The organism is Aestuariibaculum scopimerae (genome assembly GCF_059428085.1).
Genome location: NZ_CM182089.1, coordinates 542,072 through 554,730, shown reverse-complemented (window position 1 = coordinate 554,730; position 12,659 = coordinate 542,072). Strand labels below are relative to the sequence as shown.

Annotated in this window: 13 protein-coding genes; 7 read left to right on the top strand and 6 right to left on the bottom strand. The window is 36.9% G+C overall.

Features of this window, described 5'->3' with window-relative positions; all coding sequences use genetic code 11:
* Positions 1–110: 110 nt before the first annotated feature.
* Both AC5SR4_RS02670 and AC5SR4_RS02665 read right to left on the bottom strand, forming a co-directional pair.
* The gene (locus tag AC5SR4_RS02670; protein ID WP_495357991.1) at positions 111–572 is read right to left on the bottom strand and encodes a VOC family protein; all 462 of its coding nucleotides are present in this window, start codon (positions 570–572) and stop codon (positions 111–113) included.
* Between the two features lie 18 nt (positions 573–590).
* Positions 591–1,478 carry a dienelactone hydrolase family protein gene (locus tag AC5SR4_RS02665; RefSeq protein WP_495357990.1) on the bottom strand — a complete coding sequence of 296 codons (888 nt, stop codon included), beginning with the start codon at positions 1,476–1,478 and terminating at the stop codon, positions 591–593.
* A 294-nt stretch (positions 1,479–1,772) separates the two neighbouring features.
* On the opposite strand from AC5SR4_RS02665, the gene radC reads away from it, so the two are divergent.
* The 6 genes from radC to AC5SR4_RS02635 all read left to right on the top strand — a co-directional run bounded on the left by radC (position 1,773) and on the right by AC5SR4_RS02635 (position 7,542).
* Positions 1,773–2,471: a RadC family protein gene (gene radC, locus AC5SR4_RS02660; protein ID WP_495357989.1), complete on the top strand. Its 699-nt coding sequence runs from the start codon at positions 1,773–1,775 to the stop codon at positions 2,469–2,471.
* A gap of 9 nt (positions 2,472–2,480) precedes the next feature.
* The gene (locus AC5SR4_RS02655) at positions 2,481–3,785 is read left to right on the top strand and encodes a polysaccharide deacetylase family protein (RefSeq protein WP_495357988.1); all 1,305 of its coding nucleotides are present in this window, start codon (positions 2,481–2,483) and stop codon (positions 3,783–3,785) included.
* Positions 3,786–3,943: 158 nt separating this feature from the next.
* Complete coding sequence (locus AC5SR4_RS02650) at positions 3,944–4,633, top strand: YjjG family noncanonical pyrimidine nucleotidase (protein WP_495357987.1); 690 nt, start codon at positions 3,944–3,946, stop codon at positions 4,631–4,633.
* Between the two features lie 38 nt (positions 4,634–4,671).
* The gene (locus AC5SR4_RS02645; RefSeq protein ID WP_495357986.1) at positions 4,672–5,235 is read left to right on the top strand and encodes a hypothetical protein; all 564 of its coding nucleotides are present in this window, start codon (positions 4,672–4,674) and stop codon (positions 5,233–5,235) included.
* Complete coding sequence (locus tag AC5SR4_RS02640; protein ID WP_495357985.1) at positions 5,232–6,644, top strand: DUF5723 family protein; 1,413 nt, start codon at positions 5,232–5,234, stop codon at positions 6,642–6,644. Before AC5SR4_RS02645 ends, AC5SR4_RS02640 begins: the two co-directional genes overlap by 4 nt.
* Positions 6,634–7,542, top strand: coding sequence for a hypothetical protein (locus AC5SR4_RS02635; protein ID WP_495357984.1), 909 nt, complete (start codon positions 6,634–6,636; stop codon positions 7,540–7,542). Before AC5SR4_RS02640 ends, AC5SR4_RS02635 begins: the two co-directional genes overlap by 11 nt.
* A gap of 98 nt (positions 7,543–7,640) precedes the next feature.
* On the opposite strand, the gene AC5SR4_RS02630 is transcribed toward AC5SR4_RS02635, so the two are convergent.
* On the bottom strand, positions 7,641–8,918 hold the full coding sequence (locus AC5SR4_RS02630; protein WP_495357983.1) for a replication-associated recombination protein A: 1,278 nt from the start codon (positions 8,916–8,918) through the stop codon (positions 7,641–7,643).
* 136 nt (positions 8,919–9,054) lie between these two features.
* On the opposite strand from AC5SR4_RS02630, the gene AC5SR4_RS02625 reads away from it, so the two are divergent.
* A complete protein-coding gene (locus tag AC5SR4_RS02625; RefSeq protein ID WP_495357982.1) occupies positions 9,055–9,750 on the top strand; it encodes a rhomboid family intramembrane serine protease in 696 nt (231 codons plus the stop codon).
* A 68-nt stretch (positions 9,751–9,818) separates the two neighbouring features.
* Here AC5SR4_RS02625 and rlmB read toward each other — a convergent pair whose 3' ends face one another.
* The 3 genes from rlmB to AC5SR4_RS02610 all read right to left on the bottom strand — a co-directional run bounded on the left by rlmB (position 9,819) and on the right by AC5SR4_RS02610 (position 12,646).
* Positions 9,819–10,556: a 23S rRNA (guanosine(2251)-2'-O)-methyltransferase RlmB gene (gene rlmB, locus AC5SR4_RS02620; RefSeq protein ID WP_495357981.1), complete on the bottom strand. Its 738-nt coding sequence runs from the start codon at positions 10,554–10,556 to the stop codon at positions 9,819–9,821.
* Between the two features lie 51 nt (positions 10,557–10,607).
* Positions 10,608–12,065, bottom strand: a complete 1,458-nt coding sequence (locus AC5SR4_RS02615; RefSeq protein WP_495357980.1) for an aryl-sulfate sulfotransferase — start codon at positions 12,063–12,065, stop codon at positions 10,608–10,610.
* Between the two features lie 92 nt (positions 12,066–12,157).
* The gene (locus tag AC5SR4_RS02610; RefSeq protein WP_495357979.1) at positions 12,158–12,646 is read right to left on the bottom strand and encodes a lipid-binding protein; all 489 of its coding nucleotides are present in this window, start codon (positions 12,644–12,646) and stop codon (positions 12,158–12,160) included.
* Between the last annotated feature and the right edge of the window lie 13 nt (positions 12,647–12,659).

Genomic DNA, 12,659 nt, shown 5'->3' with positions numbered 1-12,659 from the left:
TACTGATTAGTTAACTGAATCGAGGGCTATTATAATTTGAGAGAAAAGCTTATGCGGGCTGTGGTTTTGCAAACCTCTAATTATAGGTGCCTTATGTGGAACCTAAACCATCAATCATTCACACTATTAACCTCAATCCAATACCCATCTGGATCTTGAAAAAACACCTGCCTTATACCATCACCTCGAATGCTAATCGTGTTGGTCTTACCAGGCCAATTAGAAAAAACAATGCCCATCGTTTTAAGTTTAGCAACAAAAGCATCAAAATGAGAAGTTGTTAAAGCCATGTGCACCCCTTTATTAACCAATACCTTGCCTTTAACTGTTGAAGCAGCAATAAGATGTAACTCCTTACCCTCGCCAAGCGAAAACCACCGGCGCCCGGCCCTTTGTGTTCTGTTTTCAATTTCCTTTAAGTTTAAAGCCTGCATGTAAAAATCGGCAGAAGCATCAATATCCTTAACCGACAAAGCCACATGGTTAAAAACCATCGAAAAATCGGTATCCTCTTGCCCCATCGCAACATGGTAACATAAAATTAAAAAAAGAGATAACAGTGTATATTTCATAATAATATGTGTTTAAATTTATTTTAAATTATCTTTAAAAAAAGCAATGGTCCGGTTCCAAGCCAAATCAGCTGCCTCCTTATCAAACCGGGGCGTCGTGTTATTGTGGAATCCATGATTAACACCCTTATAAAAATAAGCCCTATAGTCAACACCATTTGCTTTTAAAGCCGCCTCATAATCTGGCCAACCCGCATTAACCCGAGTATCCAATTCAGCATATTGCAACAATAAAGGCGCTTTAATATTGACAACATCCGCATCAGCTGGTTGTCCGCCATAAAAAGGCACCGCAGCAGAAAGCGTGGGGACTTTAACAGCCATCATATTGGCAATCCATCCCCCAAAGCAAAACCCTACCACACCAATATGGCCGTTACAATTTTCGTGTAACATTAAATAGTTGTAAGCAGCAATAAAATCCTCAAGCATCTCATTGCGATCACGCTGGCGTTGCATGGCCCTGCCATCATCATCATTACCAGGATATCCGCCCAAAGGCGATAAAGCATCAGGTGCCAAAGAAATAAAGCCTTCCAGAGCAGCACGCCTGCTTACATCCTCAATATAAGGGTTTAGGCCCCTGTTTTCATGCACCACAACAATACCTGGCAATTTGCCCGTAGTATCTTTGGGCATCGATAAAAGCCCCTTAATACTACCGCCACCCTTAGGGGAGTGGTAAGTAATATATTCAGAATCTAAGTTAGGGTCATTAGGCTGCACCAGTAAGGTATCTGCATAATTAGGAGAAATAAAACTTAAAAGCGAAGCCACCGTAATGCCCCCAACGGCAAAAAGTGACAGTCTCTCAACAAATTGACGGCGGTCAATCTTATTATGTGCATAATCATCATACAAGTCAAAAACCTCCTGACTTATATCGTCCTTTTTTAATGCCTTCATTTTTTGGATATTTAAATTGGTTATACAGTTTTTATTTTAGACTAAAGATTTGGCCAAAAGATTAAAAAGGAACAGTCTAGTAACTAAACTTAGGTTGTATAGGTTTCTTTTAGATACTATAAATGGCCTTGTTTTTCTTTTTCAAGCTGTTTCACGCTTTTTTGTACACCATTCCATTCAATACATTTATAATTTTAATTTCTACCTTGTTTATACACTGCTACTTAAGTCTATAATTAAGAATTTAAATTATCAATTGTTGAATTATAAATTTACAATATTTATATTTGATATATGCAAGAAAAGTTAACACCGTTTTCAATAAAATATTGGTCGCAAGACGATCAGCCCCGAGAAAAGCTACTATACAAGGGAAGAACAGCCCTAAGCGATGCCGAACTAGTGGCCATATTAATAAGCACAGGAAGCAAAGACGAAAGTGCCGTAGCCCTATGCAAGCGTATATTATCTAGCGTAGACAATAATTTAAGCGAACTAGGAAAACTGTCCATAAAACAGCTTATGCAATTCAAGGGCATAGGCGAAGCCAAGGCCATTACCATAGCTGCAGCCTTGGAGCTTGGGCGCCGTAGAAGGGGCATAGAAGCTCTTGAAAAACATAAGATAAAATCAAGCCGTTCTGTATTCGAATTAATGCAACCCGTAATAGGCGAGTTACAGCACGAAGAATTTTGGATTATTTACTTAAACAATTCCAATAAGGTTATAGAAAAAAGACAATTAAGCAAAGGCGGCATAACAGGAACCATGGTAGATACCCGGTTGGTGCTTAAAAATGCCCTGGAAGTGGGGGCAACGGCGTTAATTTTGGCACACAACCATCCGTCAGGCACATTAGTGCCAAGCCAAGCCGATAAACAAGTAACACAAAAGCTAAAACGAGCTGCAGAAAGTTTAGATATAAAAGTACTAGACCACCTTATAATAACAGAAAATGCATACCTTAGTTTTGCCGATGAAGGTCTTATTTAAAACTTAAAAATGCTTCTAGTATACACACATAGTGTTTCACCCAGACTAAAATACATTTTTAGGCACATATGCATTCGTATATTGGGGATAGAAGTAGCATTTACAACCAAGATAGAAGACTTTATAGCACACGACAGCATAAAAATGTCGTACACCAGGCAACAGCTTAGTAACGAGTTTTTTATAAAGAGCCACGAAATACTATTTGAACAAGGGCTAAACGACATAGAAATCAATGTTCAAAACTGGGGGTATACCAAAGGGTTCTTTTTTAATGGCGATAAAAGCGCCCTGCCGTTCGATATCTTTGCGGCGTCCTTTTACCTGTTGTCCAGATATGAAGAGTATTTGCCCCATGTAAAAGATGAGTACGGACGTTTTCTGGCCACCGAAAGTATAGCCTACAAGCATGGGTTTTTACAACAACCCGTAGTAGACATCTGGGCTTATAAATTTAAAGAAGCCATACAAAAACAATTCCCCGAATTTAAGTTTCCCCAAAAACACTATGCCGTAAAACCCATTATAGATGTGCCCAGTCCATACCACTTTAAGCTAAAAGGGATATTACGCACATTGGGAGGTACCGTAAAAGACCTATCCCAATTAAAACTAAAAAGTTTATATAATAGATATATGGTGCTTTTTGGTTTAAAGCACGATCCGTACGATACCTTTAAATATATCATCAACAAGCAAAAGCAAAGCAAATATAAATTCTTGTTCTTCTTCCTTATAGGAGACTATTCAACCTACGATAAAGGGATAAACCCCAATAAAAAGAAGTTTGTATCCTTAATAAAGCACGTGGCCGATTATTGCCATGTAGGTTTAAAAGCATCCTTTTTTGCCATTCATAACATGGCAATACTAAAAAAGGAAAAACTTAAAATGGAAGAGATATTGAACAACCCGCTAAAAGCATCAAGGCAATCCTTTTCAAAACTGAATTTACCAGAATCTTATAGATACCTTATAGAACTGGAAATAAAAGAAGATTACACCATGGGTTATGTAAGCCATATGGGATTTAGGGCAGGTTCCTGCACCCCCTTCTTCTTTTACGACTTAGATTATGAGGTGCAAACACCTTTAAAAGTATATTCCTATCATATCATGGATTATACGCTATTAAAGACACATTCGTTTTTAGATAAGAAAAAGGTTTTAAATGGAGTTATAAACGAAATAAAACAAGTAAATGGAGAATTGGTAACCGTATTCCATAATTATACCTTTAGCGATATAACACGTTGGAAGGGGTTTAAGGATTTGTTTAATATGATACTGGATTCTGTAGAAGAAACAAGTTAAAAGTTAGTATGTTAAATAATAATTCAAATGTTACCCTGAGCGTCAGCCTGACCAGCAGGCAGGAAGTCGAAGGACTGAACGTTCAAAAGCCCCACACACCAAGTAAAAATACCAATGGTGGCGTTTCGACCATGTCTTAACAACTAAACAAACCCAATATGAAAATCCCCAACATAACCGACATTTTTTTCGATTTAGACCATACACTCTGGGATTTTGATAAAAACTCGGCATTAACATTCCATAAGATATTTAAAATAAACCAGGTAAATGTTAACCTTACCGATTTTTTACACCATTATAAAGCCATTAACCTAAATTATTGGCGCTTGTACAGAAATGAGAAAATTGAAAAGGACGTATTGCGCTTTGGAAGACTTCACGACACGTTTTTAGCACTAAACCAAACGGTTGAAAAAGATACCATTAATCAACTTTCTAAAGATTACATAACCTACCTTACCGATCATAATTATCTATTTGAGCATACCATTGAAATACTGGATTATTTAAGCCTAGATTACAATCTTCATATTCTATCCAATGGATTTGAGGAAGTACAGTATAAAAAGTTGACGAAATCTAGTATTCATCATTATTTCAAGACCATTACCAATGGCGAAACCATAGGTGTAAAAAAACCAAATCCAGACATATTTTACTATGCCATAGAAAAGGCCAATACCAGCATTTCAAAAAGTATTATGATTGGCGACGGATTAGAAGCCGATATTTTAGGCGCCAAAAACATAGGTATGGAAGTTATCTTTTTTGATGAATTTAACCAAACCGTTGATGCCGATATAAAAAAGATTAATAAATTAATAGAGTTAAAAAAGTACTTATAATTGATACTAATTTGATTATAAAGTTGTTAACTAACTATATGCCGAAAAAAACTATACCATATTTATCCCTTTTTATAGTATTTAGCCTAATATTGGTATCCTGTACAGAGCCTATAGACTTTAAACAAGCGAACGATTTTGAACTGCATCCAGTAGTAGAATCTAGCTTGGTCCATTTTGACGAACCAGCCAGTAATTTTTCAGTACCTGCCAATACCTTTAAAGCCTATCGGGATTCTGTGGCTATTGATTTTTTTCGGCAGTCGTTCATGGTCGAAAACTTAATAAAAGCTGAGTTCGTATTTGAAATCACTACGTCCATCAACCGGGCACTGGAAGTGGAAGTCAATTTTTTAAATGCGAATGAAGTATTGCTACATACCTTTTCTTTTTCAGTCCCTGCCTCTCTGGACAACTCGGATATAACCCTGGGATATATAGAAACCTTTGAAGGTGCCACTTTGGAAGCTCTTAAAAGTACGGCCCAAATGGTATTCAAATTAAACATTGAACCCGGTCCCGAAATTGATGACAATACGCTGGGACGATTAAAACTAAAATCCAAAGGTATTTTTTACCTGTTGCTAGATGATACCTTATGAAGTTAAAGATGATCTGCTTTTTATTGGTTATCCATGTTGCTTATTCCCAGAACAAGCAAATCCTCTACGGCTTTTCAGAAATTCCACAGGCCCTGATACTCAATCCGGGGGGAAAGCCAACTAACGATTGGTACTTTGGTATCCCGTTACTGTCCCACATCCATACCAATGTGGGCATTACTGGCAGCACGGTGTATGATATTTTTGCCGATGATGGGGTGGACTTCAATACGAAACTTCAGCGGGCCATTTATGGAATGAATGCAAACGACTTTTTTAGTACCAATGCGCAGGTAGAATTATTTTCGGGCGGTTTTGCGTTTGGCAACAGTTATGAAAAAGATAAGTATATTAGCTTTGGGGTGTACCAGGAACTGGATTTTATCAGCTATTTTCCGAAAGATTATGCCGTTTTAGCAAACGAGGGGAACCAAAGTAATATTGGAAGGTATTTTAATGCCGGCCATTTAAAAGCTAAACTTGATGCTGTTACCGTATGGCATCTGGGGTACAATAAAAAGATAAACGACCGCTTGGTTATAGGGGCAAGAGGAAAAATATATTCAAGCATTATCGATATGAACACTACCAAGAACCGTGGTTATTTTGTTACCACTCAGGGCCAAAACAATATTTATAACCATGTGTTTGATCTGGATATGGAACTCAGGACCTCTGGCCTGGCCAGTTTAACGGAAGATGACACCGATGGGCAAGACGTATCCAAAGCACTCACAAAACGCATGCTCTTGGGAGGTAATCTTGGCTTGGGTTTTGATGTGGGGTTTACGTGTCAATTGGACAAGCAATGGACTTTGGATGCCAGCTTGTTGGATGTTGGGTTTATAAGGCACACCAAAGATGTTGAAAATTATGAAGTGAAAGGACAGTACAGTTTTGAAGGGGCCAATCCCATATTTTCAGAAACCGAACCCGGACAATCAGCAGATGATTATTGGCAGGAGATAGAAGATAACTTTGAAGATTTATTTAAGGTAGATACCACTACACATAAATACACCACATGGCGTCCCGTAAAATTGAATGCGTCCCTTAACTATGCTTTTGGCAAGAGGACCTATGAAGACTGTGATTGTTTAAGAACCAAATCGGAATACCAAAATGCCGTCGGGTTGCAACTGTATGCCATTAAAAGGCCCAAATCTCCGGAGTTGGCCCTAACCGCATACTACTATAGGAGATTATTTAAAGGCTTGCGTGCCAAGGCCACATATACTATAGATGCCTATTCGTTCTACAATATAGGCCTAGGGGTATCGGCGCACCTAGGACCCGTCAATTTCTATGTCATGGCCGATAATTTTTTGCAATATAAAAACATATATGATGCACAAGTTGTATCTTTACAAATAGGGTTTAATTATATATTTAATAACAATGAAGACTAGATTTTTTTTGGTGTTAGTAACACTTTTTATGATTTCCAATGTATTTTCACAAGCAAACTTAAATGCGTACAAATACGTTATTGTACCTAATAAGTATGATTTTTTAAAGGAAAAAAATCAATATCAGCTCAATTTGCTTACCAAGTTCTTATATGAAAAATATGGGTTTGAAGCCCTGTTGGAAGGTGATAAATATCCAGAAGATTTAATTAGAAATAGGTGTTTGGCTCTAAAATCAGATATAATAAAAGACTCGGGACTCTTTAAAACCAAGCTTGCCATAGAATTAAAAGATTGCAATGATGCTGTAGTGTTCACTTCCCAATTAGGTGAAAGTAGAGAAAAAGAATATGCCAAGGCCTATAACGAAGCCTTACGAAACGCTTTTAAAGATATAGAGGCCTTAAATTACACCTATACACCCGCACCTACTACTACTTTAGCACAAGAAGCAAACAACGCCATTGAAGCTGAAAGTAGTACTGCCAAGGAAATTGAGCAGTTAAAAGAAGAAATAAAAGCGCTTAAACAAAATAAGGCTGAGGTTGTAGAAACCGTGCCCCCAAAAGCCGTGGAACCAAAAACCGAAGTGCTTGAAGTAGCTGCTCCCAAAGTAGCCGTGCCTAAAAAAGAAGTGCCGGTTGAAAGTGCTAGCAATATAGAGGCCGGTGTAAAAGAAGTGTTTGCCAGTATGCTGTATGCCCAAGAAATTGAAAACGGTTACCAACTGGTAGATAGTACGCCTAAAGTAGTTTATAAAATAAGGAAAACAGGCCAGCCCAATGTGTTTCTAGTGGATGGAGAAAATGCTATTATTTATAAAAAAGGTGACAACTGGATTTATGAGTATAATACTAATGATGGTTTAAAGCAGAAAGAATTAAATATCAAGTTTTAAGTACGCCATTATTCTGGGTTAGGAACGACCGAAGAACCTGTTTCTTAAAATTGAGATTCTTTGGTAGTGTTTCAAGTACCATAATCCCGAATCCTGAATTAATACCCATATTTGCCTTTCCAGCGTTGTTTTAAGAATTCGCGATGCGCTTGTTCTCGGGCATTGTTTCCTGGATCGTATAGTTTAGTGTTTGTAATTTCTTTAGGTAAGAATTCTTGGTCTGCAAAATTATCTTGGTAATTGTGGGCGTATTTATAGTTATCTCCATAACCCAATTCTTTCATTAATTTGGTGGGAGCATTTCTTATCTCTAAAGGAACTGATAAATCCCCCGTTTCTTTTACCAATTGTTGCGCTTTACCAATAGCCATGTAAGCAGCATTGCTTTTTGGTGAGCAAGCTAAATAAGTAGCACACTGACTTAAGATAATTCTAGATTCTGGGTAGCCAACAGTAGATACTGCCTGAAAGGTGTTATTAGCAATTACCAATGCTGTTGGGTTGGCATTGCCAATATCTTCACTAGCCAAGATAAGCAACCTTCGTGCAATAAATTTTACATCTTCACCCCCTTCAATCATTCTAGCTAGCCAATATACGGCAGCATTGGGATCACTACCCCGAATGGATTTTATAAAAGCAGATATAATATCGTAATGCTGTTCACCTGTTTTATCATAGCGTGCTGTATTGCTTTGAATTTTTTGGTATACATAGGCATCAGTAATTTCAATAGTATCACTCCCTTCAGAGTTTACAATAAGCTCAAAAAGGTTTAAAAGTTTTCGGGCATCTCCTCCAGACAGTCTTAAAAGCGCTGTAGTTTCTTTTAATGTTATTGGCTTTTTAGATAAAAATTCATCTTCCTTAATGGCCCGCTTTAAAAGTGTTTCTAAGTCGGTTTTATCAAATGCATTTAAAACGTATACTTGACATCGCGATAAAAGAGCCGGTATCACTTCAAAACTAGGATTTTCGGTTGTGGCACCAATTAAAGTAATCCAGCCTTTTTCAACAGCTTGTAATAAAGAATCCTGTTGCGATTTACTAAATCTATGAATCTCATCAATAAACAGTATAGGGTTCTTTACAGTAAATAGACCTCCACTTTGCTTCGCCTTGCCTATAACATCCCTAACATCTTTTACTCCAGAGTTAATAGCACTAAGTGTGTAGAAAGGCCTGCCAGATTCATTGGCTATAATATTAGCAAGCGTGGTTTTTCCCGTACCCGGAGGGCCCCAAAAAATCATGGAAGGAATGAGTCCTTGCTTAATATGTTGCGTTAAAACGCCATCTTTACCAACTAAGTGGGTTTGACTCACATAGTCAGCTAAAGTTTTAGGTCTTAAACGTTCTGCCAAGGGTTCGTTCATAATTGTAAAATTACATTATTCCTTCGAAAACAGGAATCTTTTAAAAGAATTTCAGATGTTAGTTTTAATAAATTTGGCATACTGACATTTTAACATCCATATCTAAATTGGATAACTATTTGCTATATTTATGATTATGAAGGAACACAAGCATTTCAATTTTTCATTAGGTGTCGTTGCCTACCCTTTGTTTTTTGTACTTACCATTTGGGTTGTCTTTTGGTTGGAAGTCCGCTTTGGTTTCAATTTCAGTAAATATGGTATCTATCCGCAAACTTTAAAAGGATTTCCAGGAGTTGCGTTAAGTGTATTTATACATGGGAGTATCCAACATTTATACCATAACAGTATTCCTTTGTTAGTACTGTCTATGGCATTGTTTTATTTTTATAGGCCCATTGCTTGGAAAGTTATTGTATTGGGGATATTAGTTTCAGGATTTTTTACATGGTGCATAGGTAGGCCATCATACCATATTGGTGCCAGTGGTTTAATTTATGTGTTGGTAAGTTTTATATTTTTTAAGGGGGTTTTTGCAAAGCACTATCGCTTAATAGCCCTATCATTATTAGTTGTTTTTTTGTATGGTAGCATGATTTGGTATACTTTGCCCATAGAGGAGGGGATTTCTTGGGAAGGTCATTTATCAGGATTAATTACAGGCTTACTGTTTGCATTGGTGTTTAGAAAGGCCATAGCCAAGCCTAAGAAATATGATTGGGAAGAGAGCTATTATAACGAGGCAGACGATCCTTTTTTAAAACATTTTGATGCTGATGGTAATTTTATAGAACACCCAGACCCAGAAATAGAGGAGCACCCCCCATTATAAAGTATACCTACAAAAGAAAAGACGATTGATTCATAGTTTTGTCATTCAGGGGAAGGTATGACATCAGATTATGAACGTCTTTGTCGGATAGCCTCATAAAGAAACGCACCACAAGCTACAGACACATTTAAGGATTCTATGTCACCTAATAATGGGAGTTTGGCCTTGGCATCAACAACTTTTAATATAGAAGGGTTAATCCCCCGATCTTCAGATCCCATCAAAATGGCGCAGGGCTCTTTAAAAGAGACATCATAGAGTGTTTCATTAGTTTTTTCGGTGGCAGCAATCACTTTAATACCAGAGGCCTGCATATAAAATACGGCATCTTTAATGTGATCTACTTTACAAATGGGCACTTTAAAAACGGCACCCGCACTTGTTTTAATAGTATCACCGTTTACGGGGGCACCTCCCTTTTTTTGAATAATGATTCCGCTTACACCAGTGCATTCGGCAGTACGGATGATAGCACCAAAATTACGGACATCACTTAACTGATCCAATAAGAGGAATAAAGGCGTTTTACCAGATTCGGTAACCTGCATGACTAAGTTTTCCAAATCGTAAAAAGCAATAGGGGAGATTTGTGCCACAACGCCTTGGTGGTTGCCTTTAGTCAGTCGGTTAAGTTTTTCAATAGGAACATAAGAAACATTAATCGATTTTTGGCGTAGTAGAAATTCCAAATCAGAAAATAGCTCACCCCTCAATCCTTTTTGGAGGAAAACCTTATCAATCGTTTCATTGGCATTTAAAGCTTCAATAACGGCACGTATACCAAAGATTTGCGTTTGTTTTTGCATGGGGTAAAGGTATAAAAAAACCATCTAGTAAAGATGGTTTTAATTATAGTTTTACTGACAATTACCAATATTTGGATTAAGCTCAATGGGATTGCCTGGAGTCAAATCTTTATTGTTAAATGCCGAATAATCTTTACCATATTTAAGAGCCCTAAAGATAGCATTGTCTAAACCTTGATCTCCCTGACTTAAAATGCCTGAACCTGAAACTGGACTAATATATTCCCAAATAATCTCTTCATCATTATTAAGCTCAAAAAAGCGACCTTTTTGTCCTTCACAGATAAGTGTATTTCCATTTGGTAGTCGTTGGGCACTGGATATTATTTCAGACGAAAAATTACCAATGTCTTTATAAGACCACTCCGCTTGTAATGGACCAAAAGCTTCACCTGGATTAAAAATATAATCATTGCTACTATTTTTAGGTGGCGATATAATATCTACCGAAGAATAAGCAATGGGAACGTCTCTATCTAAACCATTATTGAAGATTAAAATTTTACCGCCATCAGGGTAATCGTTTGGAATCCAATGCGGATAATGTTGTCCGTATAGCGTTCTATCGTTTTCACTACCTAATTTATAGGCTATCGGATTTCCCCATCTGTATAAAATATCACCACCTTTGCCACGGGCTCCTCCAGAACTTGATGCAGCTTCTAAAGTAGTTGTAGAATGATCTATGACCATTATTTCACTGGTTCCTTGAAAACTGATTATAATTTCATCTAATTGCTCATTATATTGTATGGAATTAGCATGTAACCAATCAGCTTTGTTATTTGATCGTCCTATAAAATTAATATCCATTAACTGTGGGTTTTCACTTATTATACCATAATTGCCTTTGGAAGGATCAAAGTCTTGGATTAAATGATCCCAAATATTCCACTCCCATACAATATTAATATCATTATTCCCCACAAGTTCAACTTCTACAATCTGTTCATTGTAAAGTTCGCCGTCTGCTAAAGTACTTGGGTCTCTTCCTGCAGCGATTGCTTCTGCTTCAGTTATACGGGTAGCGACTAATAATAAAAGATTCCCATTTTTCAAGGCAATGGCATCGTGATGATGACTAAATTGATCGGAGCTATATTCATAACTCCAAATGAGATTATTGTCCCAATCAAATAATTCAATTACGCCTCCAATACCTCCAATTTGAATATTAGGGTTTAATATTTCCCCAGACCTTAATATAGACCCGTCTTCTAATAAGAATACAGATTTCCCTGACTTATAAGTACTGCTCCATTGATTAATAAGTCTTCCACAATTATCTATAAGGTAAGTTTCAGTAGATTTTGATGGAGTAAATAAGGTGTAACCATCAAAAATAGCTCTTTTACTTGTTACTACGCCAATGGTATTTGTAATAGGGATATCAATAATAACCTCAGGCTCTTCTTGGTCAGGAGAAAGTATAGGGATGTTGTTATCCTTAGTACAGGACATTAAAATTAGAAAAAATATAGTTGTGTATTTTAAAAAAGGGTGTTTCATTGTAAATAGCTTAATGATATAAAAGTAATAAGTTTAAATAATAAAGCCACCCAAAATATTTTGGATGGCTTTAAATTTAACATATGGGTATACTATTCGTCTTCTAAGAAACCAGTCCTTCTGTAGCCAGCATATTCAAATACTCTTGTTGGAACATCAGAAAACACAGCTTGGAAGTAAATACTATCAGTAACCGTTCCACTAGGGGCTGTGGCCCCGTTTTTAATCACTTTTCCATCAGTGATTGTAACAGTTACATCATAATAAAGCTCAGGTAAATCTGTGCCAGAAAAGGTTAAGGTACTCAAGTCTAAATTAACTTTAGATTTTAAACCCCAGCCATGTTCTAAATCATCCAACCACATTTCTGTTGGAATATTGGCAGCTGTATTGTAAGTGCTAATTGCACCATGACTGAAATCTGATCCGTCTCTTAATACGTCTACCACCCAATCTCCAGCAATCTCTGCAATAGCTGTTTCTCCTGGGTCTGGTTCACCACCTTCATCACAAGCAATAAATGATGAAATTAGTAATAAACTAAGTAACGGGAATGTTATATATTTTTGTATTGTTTTCATATTTATATATTTT